Source organism: Pseudomonas sp. HLG18, assembly GCF_051903985.1.
GTDB classification, from domain to species: domain Bacteria; phylum Pseudomonadota; class Gammaproteobacteria; order Pseudomonadales; family Pseudomonadaceae; genus Aquipseudomonas; species Aquipseudomonas fluorescens_BT.
Genome location: NZ_CP195831.1, coordinates 1506243 through 1523649 on the forward strand (window position 1 = coordinate 1506243; position 17407 = coordinate 1523649).

General features: G+C 55.9%; 10 protein-coding genes, 1 tRNA gene and 3 rRNA genes. 12 read left to right on the forward strand and 2 right to left on the reverse strand.

Features of this window, described 5'->3' with window-relative positions; all coding sequences use genetic code 11:
* Nucleotides 1-13: 13 nt before the first annotated feature.
* From ACSPX5_RS06780 to rrf, 8 genes are all read left to right on the forward strand, one after another.
* On the forward strand, nt 14-925 hold the full coding sequence (locus ACSPX5_RS06780; RefSeq protein WP_439821243.1) for a LysR family transcriptional regulator: 912 nt from the start codon (nt 14-16) through the stop codon (nt 923-925).
* Nucleotides 926-1029: 104 nt separating this feature from the next.
* Nucleotides 1030-3228, forward strand: a complete 2199-nt coding sequence (locus tag ACSPX5_RS06785; protein ID WP_439821244.1) for an OsmC domain/YcaO domain-containing protein — start codon at nt 1030-1032, stop codon at nt 3226-3228.
* A gap of 80 nt (nt 3229-3308) precedes the next feature.
* A complete protein-coding gene (locus ACSPX5_RS06790) occupies nt 3309-3764 on the forward strand; it encodes a VOC family protein (RefSeq protein ID WP_207867596.1) in 456 nt (151 codons plus the stop codon).
* Nucleotides 3765-3859: 95 nt separating this feature from the next.
* Nucleotides 3860-4366 carry a peptide-methionine (S)-S-oxide reductase MsrA gene (gene msrA, locus ACSPX5_RS06795; protein WP_169429986.1) on the forward strand — a complete coding sequence of 169 codons (507 nt, stop codon included), beginning with the start codon at nt 3860-3862 and terminating at the stop codon, nt 4364-4366.
* Between the two features lie 56 nt (nt 4367-4422).
* The gene (locus ACSPX5_RS06800; protein WP_439821245.1) at nt 4423-4638 is read left to right on the forward strand and encodes a helix-turn-helix domain-containing protein; all 216 of its coding nucleotides are present in this window, start codon (nt 4423-4425) and stop codon (nt 4636-4638) included.
* Nucleotides 4639-5165: 527 nt separating this feature from the next.
* Nucleotides 5166-6702: ribosomal RNA gene (locus tag ACSPX5_RS06805) — 16S ribosomal RNA — on the forward strand.
* A gap of 311 nt (nt 6703-7013) precedes the next feature.
* Nucleotides 7014-9904, forward strand: a 23S ribosomal RNA gene (locus tag ACSPX5_RS06810).
* 165 nt (nt 9905-10069) lie between these two features.
* A 5S ribosomal RNA gene (rrf, locus tag ACSPX5_RS06815) occupies nt 10070-10185 on the forward strand.
* Together the 16S, 23S and 5S rRNA genes form the textbook arrangement of a ribosomal RNA operon.
* A 147-nt stretch (nt 10186-10332) precedes the next feature.
* On the opposite strand, the gene ACSPX5_RS06820 is transcribed toward rrf, so the two are convergent.
* Nucleotides 10333-11889: a sensor domain-containing diguanylate cyclase gene (locus ACSPX5_RS06820; protein ID WP_169429987.1), complete on the reverse strand. Its 1557-nt coding sequence runs from the start codon at nt 11887-11889 to the stop codon at nt 10333-10335.
* A gap of 226 nt (nt 11890-12115) precedes the next feature.
* Between ACSPX5_RS06820 and ycaC the strand changes: the two genes are divergently transcribed.
* The gene (gene ycaC / locus ACSPX5_RS06825) at nt 12116-12748 is read left to right on the forward strand and encodes an isochorismate family cysteine hydrolase YcaC (RefSeq protein ID WP_169429988.1); all 633 of its coding nucleotides are present in this window, start codon (nt 12116-12118) and stop codon (nt 12746-12748) included.
* Between the two features lie 76 nt (nt 12749-12824).
* On the opposite strand, the gene ACSPX5_RS06830 is transcribed toward ycaC, so the two are convergent.
* On the reverse strand, nt 12825-13814 hold the full coding sequence (locus ACSPX5_RS06830; RefSeq protein WP_439821246.1) for a zinc-dependent alcohol dehydrogenase family protein: 990 nt from the start codon (nt 13812-13814) through the stop codon (nt 12825-12827).
* Nucleotides 13815-13939: 125 nt separating this feature from the next.
* Here ACSPX5_RS06830 and ACSPX5_RS06835 point away from each other — a divergent pair, with 125 nt between their 5' ends.
* The 3 genes from ACSPX5_RS06835 to ACSPX5_RS06845 all read left to right on the forward strand — a co-directional run bounded on the left by ACSPX5_RS06835 (nt 13940) and on the right by ACSPX5_RS06845 (nt 17303).
* Entirely contained in the window at nt 13940-14839 is a 900-nt protein-coding gene (locus tag ACSPX5_RS06835; protein WP_439821247.1) for a LysR family transcriptional regulator, read from the forward strand.
* Nucleotides 14840-14927: 88 nt separating this feature from the next.
* A tRNA-Arg gene (locus ACSPX5_RS06840) sits at nt 14928-15002 on the forward strand.
* A 24-nt stretch (nt 15003-15026) separates the two neighbouring features.
* A complete protein-coding gene (locus ACSPX5_RS06845) occupies nt 15027-17303 on the forward strand; it encodes a hypothetical protein (RefSeq protein WP_439821248.1) in 2277 nt (758 codons plus the stop codon).
* Nucleotides 17304-17407 lie beyond the last annotated feature (104 nt).

The following is a 17407-nucleotide window of genomic DNA, read 5'->3' on the forward strand; positions in this document are numbered from 1 at the left end:
TAGCATCGGCCAGATGGATCTCAAACGACTGACACATCTGCTGGCCCTTGCCGATGAACGCCATTTCGGCCGCGCCGCCGAACGTGTGCACCTCAGCCAGCCGGCCCTGAGCCGCAGTATTCAGGCGCTCGAAAGCGAAACCGGTCAACGCCTGTTCGATCGGGACAGCGGTGACGTACGCCCGACGCCGGCAGGGGAATTTCTGATCGGGCGGGCGCGACGGCTGCTGTTCGATGCTCGCTCGCTGGAGCGTGATCTGGCGCTTTACGGCGATGGCCGGCTCGGCAACCTCGCGTTCGGTGTCGGGCCGTTTCCGGCGGCCATGTTGATGCATCAGGTCGTGCCGCGATTGCGCCGGGAATATCCGCAAGTCACTCTGCGGGTAGAGATCAACAACTGGCAGATACTCGAAGCACGGCTGCGAGATGAAGCGATCGAATTCTTCGTCGCGGACATTCGTAATTTCTCGACTGCCACCGATCTGCTGATCCGGTCGCTGGGTCAGGCCTCGGCGGGGTTCTTCGTCCGGCCACAACACCCGTTGGCCGGACGCGTGGTGACGATGAGAGACCTGGAAAAGTACGGCATCGCCACGACGCGTCTGCCGGCCGTGGTGAAGGAAGAGACTGCGCATACTCTGGGCATTTCCACGCGCCAGGCCTTGCCGCTTGCACTGGAGTGCGACGATGTGGCGTTGCTCAGGACGGTGGCCTGTTCGACCGATACCATCCTCGGCGTGATTCACGGCGCCGTGGCTGAAGACCTGCGCATCGGTAACCTGATCGAACTGCAGGTCGTGGACAGACCCGGGCTGCATTCCGAAATCGGCGTCGTCAGCCTGCCCAACAGAAGCCAGTCACCGACCGCCCGCTGTGTGATCGACGCCATTGTCACCGAGATGACGCAACGCAACGTCTCGACTTGATCGGCGCTCCGGTCGGCGGCCGAAACGCCAAAGCACAAGACTTCCCGCTCAAAAACCGGATAATGGCGGCCATTCTGTTCAGCTCGCTATTCTGGTAGTCCCCCATGGAAATCAAGGTCAACTTTCTCGACAACCTTCGACTTGAAGCCAAGTTCGACGACTTCACGGTGGTGGCCGACCAACCGATCCGCTACAAGGGCGATGGCTCGGCACCGGGTCCGTTCGACTACTTCCTGGCTTCGTCGGCGCTGTGTGCGGCGTACTTCGTGAAGCTGTATTGCGAAACCCGCAATATCCCGACCGATAATATCCGCCTGTCGCAGAACAACATTGTTGACCCGGAGAACCGCTACAACCAGATCTTCAAGATTCAGGTCGAGTTGCCGGCGGACATCTCCGACAAGGACCGCCAGGGCATCCTGCGTTCCATCGACCGCTGCACGGTAAAGAAAGTCGTGCAGGACGGCCCCGAGTTCGTCATCGAAGAAGTCGAAAACCTCGACGCCGACGCCCAGGCATTGCTGATGCCGGGTGCGAACTCCAGCGCCAGCACCTACATTCCGGGCAAGGACCTGCCGCTGGAGCAGACCATCGCCAACATGTCGGGCATTCTCGCCGACCTCGGCATGAAGATCGAAATCGCTTCGTGGCGCAACATCGTGCCCAACGTGTGGTCGCTGCACATTCGCGACGCGCACTCGCCGATGTGCTTCACCAACGGCAAGGGCTCGACCAAGGAAGGTGCGCTGGCGTCGGCCCTGGGCGAATTCATCGAGCGCCTGAACTGCAACTTCTTCTACAACGATCAGTTCTGGGGTCTGGACCTCGCCAATGCGCCGTTCGTGCACTACCCGGACGAGCGCTGGTTCAAGCCGGGCAGCAATGACGAGCTGCCGAGCGAAATCCTCGACCCGTACTGCCTGAAGATCTACAACCGCGACGGCGAGCTGCGCGGCTCGCACCTGATCGACACCAACTCGGGCAATGAACAGCGCGGCATCGTTTCGCTGCCGTTCGTTCGTCAATCGGATGGCGAGGTGGTGTACTTCCCGTCGAACCTGATCGAAAACCTGTACCTGAGCAACGGCATGAGCGCCGGCAACACCCTGGCCGAAGCCCAGGTGCAGTGCCTGTCGGAAATCTTCGAGCGTGCGGTGAAGCGCGAAATCATCGAAGGCGAATTCGCATTGCCGGACGTACCGCAGGAAGTGTTGGCGAAATACCCGGCCATCATGGCCGGTATTCAGGGCCTGGAAGCCCAGGGTTTCCCGGTGCTGGTGAAGGATGCGTCGCTGGGCGGGGAGTTCCCGGTGATGTGCGTCACGTTGATGAACCCGCGCACCGGCGGGGTGTTCGCCTCGTTCGGCGCACACCCGAGCTTCGAGGTGGCGCTGGAGCGCAGCTTGACCGAACTGCTGCAGGGCCGCAGCTTCGAAGGTCTTAACGACCTGCCGCAGCCGACCTTTGAGGGGCAGGCGGTCACCGAACCGAACAACTTCGTCGAGCACTTCATCGACTCCAGCGGTGTGGTGTCGTGGCGCTTCTTCAGCGCCCAGGCGGAATACGAGTTCGTGGAGTGGGATTTCACCGGCCATGGTGAAAACTCCAATGTCGAAGAAGCCGAAACCCTGTTCGCCATCCTCAAGGGCATGGGTAAGGAAGTGTACATGGCGGTGTACGAGCATATCGGCGCCACCGCTTGCCGCATCCTGGTGCCGGATTACTCGGAAATCTACCCGGTGGACGACCTGATCTGGGATAACACCAACAAGGCGCTGTTCTTCCGTGAAGACATCCTGAACCTGCATCGCCTGAATGAAGACGAACTCCAGTCGCTGGTCGAGCGCCTGGTGGAAAGCGAACTGGACGATTACACCGATATCACCACGCTGATCGGCATCGAATTCGATGACAACACCGTGTGGGGGCAACTGACGATTCTGGAACTGAAACTGCTGATCTGGCTCGCCTTGGGACAAATCGAGGAGGCTAAAGAAGCGGTGGAGATGTTCCTTCAGTACAACGACAACACCGTTGAACGCGGTCTGTTTTATCAGGCGGTCAACGGGGTGCTGGAGATGCAACTGGACGAAGACCTGGAGCTGGCGGATTACGAAGCCAACTTCCGCCGCATGTTCGGCAACGAACGGATGGACGCGGCGATCGGTTCCGTTGACGGCAGCGTGCGCTTCTACGGTTTGACGCCGACCAGCGTGAAACTGGAAGGCCTCGATCGCCATCTGCGACTGATCGACAGCTACAAGAAACTGCACGCGGCCCGGGCCAGCGTGAAGACTTCGTAGCGCTGACAGCGGCGACAAAAAAAGCACCTTCGGGTGCTTTTTTGTTTTTAAGATGGGCGCCTGCCAGAAGGAGCTTTGCAATGGATCTGAAGTTCAGTCACGTCGATGTACTGGTCAACAACCTCGAAGAGGCCTGCGCCTACTATGCGCAGATCCTGAAAGCCAGAATCTCCAGAACCCTCGTCTGGGAGCGGGGTGGCCTGCATGTTCGCTACGCGGTTGCGTTGATCGGCCAGGAGCGTTTCATGCTGGTCCAGCCGTTGGCGGGCAACCTCAGGGAACTGCTGGACTCGTCGGGGGAGGGGATGATCTATCGCCACTGCTATTCGACACCGGACATCGAGAAGGCCTACGACGAACTGGTGATCGCCGGCGTGCAGCCCGAAGACGAAAACGGCCAGCCACTGGAGCGCGCCAACCTGCAATCACCGTCTGGCACACGCATCATCTGGCTGCCCAAGCGCTTCGGGCATTTCTCCATCGAGATTCTCGAAGAGCAGGCGCTGGAGGCGTTCATCGCGTCTGCGTTTACGTGAGCTTTTTAATGAGGCCCCTTTTGGGGGCTTGGAATCGGCCAACACGCCCTCATAACAATGGCTACCTCCAACATCCCTGAGGGGAAGGACAGACCATGACCAGCCAGACCGAAACTGCCATCCTCGCCGGTGGCTGCTTCTGGGGCATGCAAGACTTGCTGCGACGCTACCCCGGGGTGCTGAAAACCCGTGTCGGTTATAGCGGTGGCGATGTACCGAATGCCACCTACCGCAACCATGGCAATCACGCTGAAGCCATCGAGATCGTTTTCGACCCGGCCGTGATCAGCTATCGGCAGATCCTCGAGTTCTTCTTCCAGATACACGACCCGACCACGCCCAACCGTCAGGGCAACGACCTGGGCCCCAGTTACCGTTCGGCGATCTATTACCTCAGCGAACAACAACGCGACATTGCCGAGGACACCGCCGCTGACGTCGACGCTTCGCGCCTTTGGCCAGGCCGGGTAGTCACCGAAATCGAACCGGCGGGGCCATTCTGGGAAGCGGAGCCGGAACACCAGGATTACCTGGAGCGCATTCCGAATGGTTACACCTGTCACTTCATCCGTCCGAACTGGAAGCTGCCAAAGCGCGGCTGAGATGTAGCTGCGCCTTTATAAGCCGACCGCTCGGCGTCGAGGAGCAGCTGGCCGGGGTGGCACACTTGAGCTCTCGCCAGTTCACCCGTGTGTTCACAGCAGAAACCGGTCACTCTCCCGACAAGGCCATCGAGGGGCTGGGTCTGGAGACGGCCCGCTTGAGGATCGAACAGAGCCGGCACTCACTGGATGTCATTGCCAGCGAGTCCGGCTTTCGTGACCGCCGACCTATGCGGGAAGCGTTCATTAGTGGTTTCGGCAGTCGTGACTGATCGGGCCGGGCGAGTTGACGTGGGTGGAGAGGCGGGCAGTGGCGTTCCTCATCCGGGCACAAGTGAACGTTGACCGAGGGCCATTTCGCTTCCCCTTTTTGTGCGTAACACCCTTCAGCTGAAAGCATTGACTGCGCACCGATGCGACGACAGGAACGCTGCGAAAACAATTTTCAGGAGAGGGTTGACCACCTGTTTTAATCCTGTATTATTCGCCTCCCGCTAGCGAGCAACTTGATGTCGCTGCTAGCGCAAGTGATTGATTTGATTGAAGAAATTTTAAAACTTCTGAAAATAATCACTTGACAGCAAATGAGGCTGCTGTAGAATGCGCGCCTCGGTTGAGACGAAAGCTCTTAACCAACCGCTCTTTAACAACTGAATCAAGCAATTCGTGTGGGTGCTTGTGGAGTCAGACTGATAGTCAACAAGATTATCAGCATCACAAGTTACTCCGCGAGAAATCAAAGATGTAACCAACGATTGCTGAGCCAAGTTTAGGGTTTCTTAAAAACCCAAAGATGTTTGAACTGAAGAGTTTGATCATGGCTCAGATTGAACGCTGGCGGCAGGCCTAACACATGCAAGTCGAGCGGATGAAGGGAGCTTGCTCCTGGATTCAGCGGCGGACGGGTGAGTAATGCCTAGGAATCTGCCTGGTAGTGGGGGACAACGTTTCGAAAGGAACGCTAATACCGCATACGTCCTACGGGAGAAAGCAGGGGACCTTCGGGCCTTGCGCTATCAGATGAGCCTAGGTCGGATTAGCTAGTTGGTGAGGTAATGGCTCACCAAGGCGACGATCCGTAACTGGTCTGAGAGGATGATCAGTCACACTGGAACTGAGACACGGTCCAGACTCCTACGGGAGGCAGCAGTGGGGAATATTGGACAATGGGCGAAAGCCTGATCCAGCCATGCCGCGTGTGTGAAGAAGGTCTTCGGATTGTAAAGCACTTTAAGTTGGGAGGAAGGGTTGTAGATTAATACTCTGCAATTTTGACGTTACCGACAGAATAAGCACCGGCTAACTCTGTGCCAGCAGCCGCGGTAATACAGAGGGTGCAAGCGTTAATCGGAATTACTGGGCGTAAAGCGCGCGTAGGTGGTTCGTTAAGTTGGATGTGAAATCCCCGGGCTCAACCTGGGAACTGCATCCAAAACTGGCGAGCTAGAGTATGGTAGAGGGTGGTGGAATTTCCTGTGTAGCGGTGAAATGCGTAGATATAGGAAGGAACACCAGTGGCGAAGGCGACCACCTGGACTGATACTGACACTGAGGTGCGAAAGCGTGGGGAGCAAACAGGATTAGATACCCTGGTAGTCCACGCCGTAAACGATGTCAACTAGCCGTTGGGAGCCTTGAGCTCTTAGTGGCGCAGCTAACGCATTAAGTTGACCGCCTGGGGAGTACGGCCGCAAGGTTAAAACTCAAATGAATTGACGGGGGCCCGCACAAGCGGTGGAGCATGTGGTTTAATTCGAAGCAACGCGAAGAACCTTACCAGGCCTTGACATCCAATGAACTTTCCAGAGATGGATTGGTGCCTTCGGGAACATTGAGACAGGTGCTGCATGGCTGTCGTCAGCTCGTGTCGTGAGATGTTGGGTTAAGTCCCGTAACGAGCGCAACCCTTGTCCTTAGTTACCAGCACGTAATGGTGGGCACTCTAAGGAGACTGCCGGTGACAAACCGGAGGAAGGTGGGGATGACGTCAAGTCATCATGGCCCTTACGGCCTGGGCTACACACGTGCTACAATGGTCGGTACAAAGGGTTGCCAAGCCGCGAGGTGGAGCTAATCCCATAAAACCGATCGTAGTCCGGATCGCAGTCTGCAACTCGACTGCGTGAAGTCGGAATCGCTAGTAATCGCGAATCAGAATGTCGCGGTGAATACGTTCCCGGGCCTTGTACACACCGCCCGTCACACCATGGGAGTGGGTTGCACCAGAAGTAGCTAGTCTAACCTTCGGGAGGACGGTTACCACGGTGTGATTCATGACTGGGGTGAAGTCGTAACAAGGTAGCCGTAGGGGAACCTGCGGCTGGATCACCTCCTTAATCGACGACATCAGCTGCTCCATAAGTTCCCACACGAATTGCTTGATTCATTGAAGAAGACGATGAGTCTATACGGGCTTGTATGTCTCTTTAGAGATAAGAAATGAGTATTCAAAACTGAATATTGATTTCTAGTCTTTAACTAGATCGTTCTTTAAAAATTTGGGTATGTGATAGAAAGATAGACTGAGCGTTACTTTCACTGGTAACGGATCAGGCTAAGGTAAAATTTGTGAGTTCTCTTAGTTGAGAAATTCGAATTTTCGGCGAATGTCGTCTTCACAGTATAACCAGATTGCTTGGGGTTATATGGTCAAGTGAAGAAGCGCATACGGTGGATGCCTTGGCAGTCAGAGGCGATGAAAGACGTGGTAGCCTGCGAAAAGCTTCGGGGAGTCGGCAAACAGACTTTGATCCGGAGATGTCTGAATGGGGGAACCCAGCCATCATAAGATGGTTATCTTGTACTGAATACATAGGTGCAAGAGGCGAACCAGGGGAACTGAAACATCTAAGTACCCTGAGGAAAAGAAATCAACCGAGATTCCCTTAGTAGTGGCGAGCGAACGGGGACTAGCCCTTAAGTGGCTTTGAGATTAGCGGAACGCTCTGGAAAGTGCGGCCATAGTGGGTGATAGCCCTGTACGCGAAAATCTCTTGGTCATGAAATCGAGTAGGACGGAGCACGAGAAACTTTGTCTGAATATGGGGGGACCATCCTCCAAGGCTAAATACTACTGACTGACCGATAGTGAACTAGTACCGTGAGGGAAAGGCGAAAAGAACCCCGGAGAGGGGAGTGAAATAGATCCTGAAACCGTATGCGTACAAGCAGTGGGAGCAGACTTTGTTCTGTGACTGCGTACCTTTTGTATAATGGGTCAGCGACTTATTTTCAGTGGCGAGCTTAACCGAATAGGGGAGGCGTAGCGAAAGCGAGTCTTAATAGGGCGTCTAGTCGCTGGGAATAGACCCGAAACCGGGCGATCTATCCATGGGCAGGTTGAAGGTTAGGTAACACTGACTGGAGGACCGAACCGACTACCGTTGAAAAGTTAGCGGATGACCTGTGGATCGGAGTGAAAGGCTAATCAAGCTCGGAGATAGCTGGTTCTCCTCGAAAGCTATTTAGGTAGCGCCTCATGTATCACTGTAGGGGTAGAGCACTGTTTCGGCTAGGGGGTCATCCCGACTTACCAAACCGATGCAAACTCCGAATACCTACAAGTGCCGAGCATGGGAGACACACGGCGGGTGCTAACGTCCGTCGTGAAAAGGGAAACAACCCAGACCGTCAGCTAAGGTCCCAAAGTTATGGTTAAGTGGGAAACGATGTGGGAAGGCTTAGACAGCTAGGAGGTTGGCTTAGAAGCAGCCACCCTTTAAAGAAAGCGTAATAGCTCACTAGTCGAGTCGGCCTGCGCGGAAGATGTAACGGGGCTCAAACCATACACCGAAGCTACGGGTATCACGTAAGTGATGCGGTAGAGGAGCGTTCTGTAAGCCTGTGAAGGTGAGTTGAGAAGCTTGCTGGAGGTATCAGAAGTGCGAATGCTGACATGAGTAACGACAATGGGTGTGAAAAACACCCACGCCGAAAGACCAAGGTTTCCTGCGCAACGTTAATCGACGCAGGGTTAGTCGGTCCCTAAGGCGAGGCTGAAAAGCGTAGTCGATGGAAAACAGGTTAATATTCCTGTACTTCTGGTTATTGCGATGGAGGGACGGAGAAGGCTAGGCCAGCTTGGCGTTGGTTGTCCAAGTTTAAGGTGGTAGGCTGAGATCTTAGGTAAATCCGGGATCTTAAGGCCGAGAGCTGATGACGAGTGTTCTTTTAGAACACGAAGTGGTTGATGCCATGCTTCCAAGAAAAGCTTCTAAGCTTCAGATAACCAGGAACCGTACCCCAAACCGACACAGGTGGTTGGGTAGAGAATACCAAGGCGCTTGAGAGAACTCGGGTGAAGGAACTAGGCAAAATGGCACCGTAACTTCGGGAGAAGGTGCGCCGGTGAGGGTGAAGGACTTGCTCCGTAAGCTCATGCCGGTCGAAGATACCAGGCCGCTGCGACTGTTTATTAAAAACACAGCACTCTGCAAACACGAAAGTGGACGTATAGGGTGTGACGCCTGCCCGGTGCCGGAAGGTTAATTGATGGGGTTAGCTAACGCGAAGCTCTTGATCGAAGCCCCGGTAAACGGCGGCCGTAACTATAACGGTCCTAAGGTAGCGAAATTCCTTGTCGGGTAAGTTCCGACCTGCACGAATGGCGTAACGATGGCGGCGCTGTCTCCACCCGAGACTCAGTGAAATTGAAATCGCTGTGAAGATGCAGTGTATCCGCGGCTAGACGGAAAGACCCCGTGAACCTTTACTATAGCTTTGCACTGGACTTTGAATTTGCTTGTGTAGGATAGGTGGGAGGCTTTGAAGCGTGGACGCCAGTTCGCGTGGAGCCATCCTTGAAATACCACCCTGGCAACTTTGAGGTTCTAACTCAGGTCCGTTATCCGGATCGAGGACAGTGTATGGTGGGTAGTTTGACTGGGGCGGTCTCCTCCTAAAGAGTAACGGAGGAGTACGAAGGTGCGCTCAGACCGGTCGGAAATCGGTCGTAGAGTATAAAGGCAAAAGCGCGCTTGACTGCGAGACAGACACGTCGAGCAGGTACGAAAGTAGGTCTTAGTGATCCGGTGGTTCTGTATGGAAGGGCCATCGCTCAACGGATAAAAGGTACTCCGGGGATAACAGGCTGATACCGCCCAAGAGTTCATATCGACGGCGGTGTTTGGCACCTCGATGTCGGCTCATCACATCCTGGGGCTGAAGCCGGTCCCAAGGGTATGGCTGTTCGCCATTTAAAGTGGTACGCGAGCTGGGTTTAGAACGTCGTGAGACAGTTCGGTCCCTATCTGCCGTGGACGTTTGAGATTTGAGAGGGGCTGCTCCTAGTACGAGAGGACCGGAGTGGACGAACCTCTGGTGTTCCGGTTGTCACGCCAGTGGCATTGCCGGGTAGCTATGTTCGGAAAAGATAACCGCTGAAAGCATCTAAGCGGGAAACTTGCCTCAAGATGAGATCTCACTGGAACCTTGAGTTCCCTGAAGGGCCGTCGAAGACTACGACGTTGATAGGTTGGGTGTGTAAGCGCTGTGAGGCGTTGAGCTAACCAATACTAATTGCCCGTGAGGCTTGACCATATAACACCCAAGCAATTTGCGTCGGCTCTCTAAACCAGAGCAACCAGATTGCGGTGTGTGAAGACGAAACGAACCGAAAGTTCGACGCTCACAAAGCACCGAAAACTATCCCATACCCAATTTGCTGAAGCGAGGCCGTCCGGTCACGAGTCAGTACCCGAATTTCTTGACGACCATAGAGCGTTGGAACCACCTGATCCCATCCCGAACTCAGAAGTGAAACGATGCATCGCCGATGGTAGTGTGGGGTTTCCCCATGTGAGAGTAGGTCATCGTCAAGATTAAATTCCGAAACCCCAATTGCGAAAGCAGTTGGGGTTTTGTTTTGCCCGCGGGAAAGTGCTCGATGCGGGGGGGGGGGCTGACTGTCGCGATGGCAGCCGTTAAAGGTGATGCGCTCGCGTACGTTATGGGTTGAGTCTCCTGCATCACGCAGGCTCATCCTTGGAGCTCCAGCGATTTCGCCCCAGCCGTTTCGCTTGATAAAGGCATGTATCAGCCGACTTCAACAGCATGGCCGACGTCACTGAGTCGTCAACCGGGTGGCGTGTGGTAATCCCTGCGCTCGCAGTCACATACCCCAAGGGATGCCCGGTGTGTTCCAGTTCCAGCGAGCGGATGGTTTGAAGAATGTCCTCGGCGACCTGTATGGCGCCAGCGTTGTGGGTGTTGGGTAACAACACGGTGAACTCCTCTCCGCCGTAGCGTACAACGAGGTCTCCCGGGCGTTTGACCGCCTGCTGTAGCGCGCGCCCGACCGCGTTGAGGCAATCGTCGCCAGCGGCGTGTCCATAGCGGTCGTTGTAGCGTTTGAAGTGATCGACATCGAGCATGATCAATGACAACGGCGAGCCCTGACGCCGGGCCAGACGGATTTCATCCGCGAGCGCGGCGTCCAGGCGTCGGCGATTGCCGAGACCTGTGAGGCTGTCGGTCAGTGCCATGTCGCGCATAGCCTGATGAGCAGAGCGGATTTCCCGCTCCATCGCGATTCGCTGACGTAACTGGCTCAGGACAATCAGCCCGAAACCGGCGAGTACCAGGATCAGAAAAATCAACACAAAGCCGTTTTTCAGCAGATCCCGACGCCATGGCGCGGTGATCGAGTCCTTGGATAACCCCGCTTCGACCACCAGCGGATAGGTGGTCAAGGCGCGATAGCCGTACAAGCGCTCGGTGTCATCCACTACCGCCCGGATCTGGGCTATACCCTCGTTGGAGCTGGGCAGATAGGTCTTGAAGATCTCGCTGTTTGCCAGACTCTTGCCAACGACCGATGCGATAAAGGGACGGCGGACCAGGATCGTGCCATCGCGCATGGCCAGCACCAGCGCGCCTTTGTCATCGATGCGGAAGTCACCGTAATAGTCGACGAAATAGCTGACTTTGACCGTCCCCAGCAGCACGCCCGCGAACGAGCCGTCAGGATTGTTCAAGCGGCGGGAAATAGGAATGATCAAGTCATGAGTGGAGCGACTCTCGACCACCTGACCGATGCGTACTTGCCGATCCTCGTGGGTGCGGTGGTACTGGAAGTAATCGCGGTCGGCGTTGTTGGCCATTTCCGGCGTGACTTCCTTGTCGGTCACGATCCAGTGACCATCCGGGCCATAAATGAACAGGCCATGTAACTGCGGCATGATCTTCGATTGCTGCACCAGCAGCTTGTGAATGCGCGCCACGTCGAGGTTTTGCAGGCCGTCACCCTCGACGCGTTCCGCCAGTCCGACGGTGAGCACGTCGACCTGGCGAATGGTGTCTTCGGCGTGCTGAGCCGTGGCGCGAGCGAGGTTGGTCACCGAATCCCGAGCGGAGGCAAATACCGAACGATAATCCCGCCACGTTCGCCAGCTCTCGACTGCCAGAAAGGCCACGACCACCACCACCATGAAGCTGACAGTCAGCCGAAAGGTTGAGCCAGCCTTCATTGTTTTAGTGCGCCGTGTGGCGTTTGCAGTTGGCTCTTGAGAATTGCGTCCGAGCATCAACTTTTCCTTGAGTGTCATTCTGAACGTAGTGCTGACAACCATTATGACAAGGATCGGCATCACGTTCGGGACGGCAGTGTGATCTGCGCATCACTTTGAATTTATTGTCTCTTTACAGTTGACGGTTAAACCCTTTACAGGCGATTTATCCCGTTCAACCAAGTCATTAATCTGTGCCCATCTTGAACGCAACCGAACTTGCACAACTAAAAAGGGATTCAACATGAGCACTGCAACCTACAACCGCCTGAACAAAGACGATGCCGTCGTTCTGCTGGTCGACCACCAGACCGGCCTGATTTCCCTGGTCCAGGACTTCTCGCCGAACGAGTTCAAGAACAACGTGCTGGCCTTGGCCGATCTGGCGAAGTTCTTCGAATTGCCAACCATCCTCACCACCAGCTTCGAACAAGGCCCGAACGGCCCGCTGGTACCGGAACTCAAGGAAATGTTCCCGGATGCGCCGTACATCGCTCGCCCTGGCCAGATCAATGCCTGGGATAACGAAGACTTCGTCAAGGCAATCAAGGCCACCGGTCGCAAGCAGATCATCATCGCCGGTGTCGTGACCGACGTGTGCGTGGCGTTCCCGACGCTGTCGGCACTGGCGGAAGGGTTTGACGTGTTTGTGGTGACCGACGCCTCCGGCACCTTCAACACCACCGTGCAGCAAGCCGCATGGAACCGCATGACCCAGGCTGGCGCACAAATGATGAACTGGTTCTCGGTGGCCTGTGAGTTGCACCGCGACTGGCGCAACGACATCGAAGGCTTGGGCAATCTGCTGTCCCAGCGGATTCCAAACTATCGCAACCTGATGAATGGCTATGCGGCGCTGACGGCCCAGCAGAAATAAGGTCATGCCGAACCACGAAAGCCTGCCCTGAAAAGCAGGCTTTCGTCGTTTACTGCGAGAGCCGGAGGGTAGGGCTTCAGACGGTGACGACTACTTTCCCGACTTGCTGATTGGCCTCAAGGAAGCGATGCGCATCCTGAATGTCGTCCATCACAAATGTCCTGGCGATGACCGGTTGCAGAGCGCCCGATGCCAGACCGTCGACAATGAAGGCTTTTGCGCGGGCCAGTGTGGCGGGGTCCGACACGATTTCCGAATAGAGGTAACCCTTGAGGGTCAGGCATTTACCCAGCACGGTGAACAACGGGAACGGCGTGGGTTCGGGGCTCAATGCACCGTACTCCAGCAAGATGCCGCCGCGAGCCATGCTTTGGGTCAAGGGCTCGAACGAGGGGCCGCCCACTGGATCGAACACCACCCGCGCGCCTTTGCCATCGGTCAACGCCATGACCGCTGCCACCATATCTTCTTCGTCGCTGACGATCACGTGCGCCGCGCCGGCATCCAGCAATGCCTGTTTCTTGGCACGGGTTCGGGTCACGGCAATCGAAGTGGCGCCGACCATCCGGGCGATCTGGAGGGCCGCGAGCCCGACACTGCTGGAGGCGGCAGTGACGATCACGAAGTCGTTTTTCTGAAGTTTCGCTTGTTCGATCAGTGCTCCCCAGGCGGTGACGTATTGCATCCAGGATGCAGCAGCCTGTTCGAAGGACAGGTTCGAGGGATGCTTGACGGTGAGGCTTGCCGGTACGTTGGCCAGTTCGCCGTAGGTGCCCCAGTGCGCGATGTCCAGCGGTGGAATCACGCTCACAGCATCGCCAGCCTTGAATTCGCTGACACTATGACCGACCGCGACCACGATGCCGGCTGCTTCATAACCGAGACGGCTGGGAAACTCCGCTTCCTGCAGATAGGCGTGATTGCGGAACATCACTTCAGCGCGATTCAGGCCGAAAGCTTTGACCTCGATCTGCACTTCGTCCGCTGCGGGTGCCGGGACGTCGACGTTTTCCAGTTTCAGGACGCTCGCGTCACCGTATTCATGAATCCTGACAATGCGTGCCATGTGTACTTCCTCGGTTAACGATAAATTGCACCTGCATGATCCGGTGCCTTGGACGCCAATTTAGTCTTTGGCCTGCTTCGGATAAAGGCCTAGGATGGCGCAACACTAGAAACAACGAGTTTCCAATGGATCGCCTCACACTCATGTCCACGTTCGTCAAAGCGGTTGAACTGGGCTCCTTCAGCGCGGTGGCGGATGAGCTCAATCTGTCCCCGCAGATGGTTGGCAAACAGGTAAAGATGCTTGAGCAGCATCTGGGCGTTTCGCTGCTCAACCGCACCACCCGCAAGCAGAGCCTCACGGATTTCGGCCGCACCTTCTATCAGCGGGCCAAGCTGATTCTGGCCGACATGGACGCCGCCGAAGAAATGGCCGCCGTGACCCGGGGCGTGCCCAGCGGCCGATTGCGGATCAATGCGCCCGTCACGTTCGGCGTCAGCACGCTGTCGCCGAAGCTGCTGGAGTACATGGTTCGTTATCCGCAAGTGTCGGTGGACCTGACGCTCTCGAACGAACTGGTCGACCTGGTGGACGGCGGATACGACGCGGTGTTCCGCATTGGCGAACTCGCCGACTGCGGCCTTAAGGCACTGCCGCTGATGCCCTATCAAATGGTGCTTTGCGCAGCGCCGTCCTACCTCGCACGTCGTCCACCCATCACCACACCTTGGGATCTTCAGGAACATGAATGCCTGGCGTTCGCCTATTCGGACGGCCGCTCACACCTGCGATTCGAAGGCCCGGACGGCTGCATCGACGTGCCGATTAAAAGCCGATTGACGATTAATCAGGGCGATCCGTTGCTGTCCGGAGCGGTGGCGGGGCTGGGGGTAGTGATGTTGCCGCTGGAGCTGGTCAAGGATTCGCTGCGAAGCGGCACGCTGGTGAGTCTGTTGCCGCAGTACAAGGTGCCGGTTTCGCCGATGAATCTGTTGTATGCGCCGGACCCGAGGCTGACACCCAAACTGCGCAGCTTTATCGATTTTGTGAGGGGGCGTTTGGACAAGAGCTTCATTGAGTGGTAAAGGCTGAATGACCAGAGATCTGTTGCAACAAAATCCCTGAATCCGAGCTTCACATGCTTTCGCCACTCATTGACAATGCGCGCTCTGTTCCGGGGTAGTTCAGCGGTAGAACACTCGGCTCCTAACCGGGTGGGCGCTGGTTCGAATCCAGCCCCCGGACCCACTACATAGTAGGTCACAAGGAAGTATGTCCAGGCCTGAAGGTGAATCGGATGCGCTCGTCGGAATTAATGCCGGCTATGCGCACTTTCAACTGTCTCGTGCGCTCGCTGCACGCGACAACGACGCCAGTCCGAAAGCACTTGCGCGGCTCGAACGCTGGCAAAAGGTTCTCGAGAACCTGATGCTTGGCCGTGCCCTGTATGGCTCGCGGACACCGTTCGCCGACCTGCCAGAATGGATAACGCTGGAAGTAGCCACTGGCGGCTTTGCAACGGGCAACCTTCTGGCCGGTGGCGAGTTGACCGCTCATGAGCGCCAGTTGGCGTCATCGATTCCCGGCATTCGAGCGGGTTACGAACGACTCGATTTGAATAGGTGGCATCTTTCAGACGAAGGCGTCAGAACACTGCAAGATCGATTGACGAAGCAAGACTATCGGATCGATGTACCGGAAGAGGCTGCGTTGCTGACAGTGGCCTGGTTTCTGGGACAACAACGCGCCGAAGAAGCCAGGACGTTGATCGAGCAGATCGCGCCTTTCTTCGAGCGAGTGCGTTTTTTTCCGGCGGCAGCCAACGAGCGCCCGCTCTCGATGGCTGAAGTTGAAGTTTTCAATGCTGCTCAAATCAGCCTGCGCCTGTCTGTCCTCTTACCCCAGCCTCGTCTTACCGTTCAAAAGCATATTGTTGAACGCAGGTTGCCTCTCTACGACGCGGCGGTCTCGCTTTTTCTGCTGACGTACAACGATGGTTGGCCTTGCAGGTATTACCCTGCAGGCTGGTTCGAGCGCGCTTCGGTGCTTGGTACAGAATTTGATACCGCCACTGAGGCTGATCCCCGCCGCACAGGAAACTCCAGTGATCGGGTGGCGGAATTGCTGGCATTGCTCAAGCAATGCGCCATTGATCCAGCATCGTTAACGGGGCGTCAGGTTGGGCGCATTCGCAGAATCGTCGATGACTTTATAGCCAAGCATGGACATCCTGATTCCGAAGCCCATTCCAGCAAGCGTGCACAGCAGCGTCTTCACGTATCAGCCTCGGCACATTATCTGATTGCCAAGGCTGCTTCCGAGCGTCTGGCGAGATACCCCGGCTCGGAAGGCATTTCTGATTTCGCACCGTTACTGCAGCCGATCACAAACGAAGAGGCAAAGGTTTATTCATTGACGGAGGGGGAGACCATTCCTCCTTCGATTCGTCGACGCCTCGAACGTTGCCGAAAGGGAACGGTTGCAGAGTTGATTGACCATGGTGTCATTACATCTGCAGATACAGTGGCGAAAGTGCTGCCGGCGATGACGGCGCAAATCTGTAGCGCCGGATATCGAGATGTAACGTTGCGGGCACTGTCTGTCGCTACCTATCGTGCTTTCAGGCGTCGACGCTCTCTATTGTTGCTGAACATGCAGCGTCAGGTGAAAATCGATGACTTGCCTTGGGTGAAAGCCCTGGAAACCGAATACGAGGCGGATGCTCTTGCGGTTGAAGGTGCTAGGCAGGCTTTGATCGAAGCGTCCGCGTTGACTCTTGTTGCATTTCCTCAGGCCATTCTGCCAAACAAGTTGCTTCAGGAATTTTCCTCGCTTGCCGAATCGGCCAAGCTGGATCTTCCATTCGTAGAGGAGATCGCGGCTGATATTTTCATGGGCACTTTCTCCGGCAAGTTCGTGAAGGCTGCCAAGCGTTCAGTCAGGTTGATGGGCGGATCACTTTACGCACGCTATTACGATATCGATATGGATCAGTTGGCTGCACTACCCAAGCAGCGGAATTCACGAAGCAACAGTGGTGTGCTGGCTGGTTTGTGCGCGCGGCGGGCGAAGGCCGATATCGGAAGAAGGAGTCCAGCGAACAACGGCACAATCATCGAACAGCAACAGATATTGACCACGCAAAACCTGGCAATCCTGTTTGATGATTTGGATCTGAAGACGCTGTTACATGATCGCTTGGGATCAATGGCCGAGGCATGTTTCAAATGGATCTGCGGTCGGCAGCAGATGCAGATCAAGCTCTACCATGCATGTCTGGTTATGTTGAAAAACACAGCGTATGCGTGGCGCCAGATGATGTTTTATCTGTCGATGCTGGATCAGTCTCGATTGGAGAGTGTGCTTGGAAACATTGAAGTGCATTTTGCTGCTCAATCCAGCGCATTTCAGGGGCGATTTCTTCCCGCCATGATCGGCTTGCGCATGGCGGTATCTGGGTGTCGGTTGACTTCGGCTCACCAAGAGCGTGAGGGAAGTAAGGTTTTTCTGGGGTGGACCACTGAACGGCACTGGCTAATGCCTTCCTAGATATCGGAAAGCTCCCGGCGTAACGAAAAGCCTGCCTTCAAAAGCAGGCTTTTCGCATTTTCAGAGATGCCTTCATTTGTAGCTCAAGTGCCTACGAAACCTTC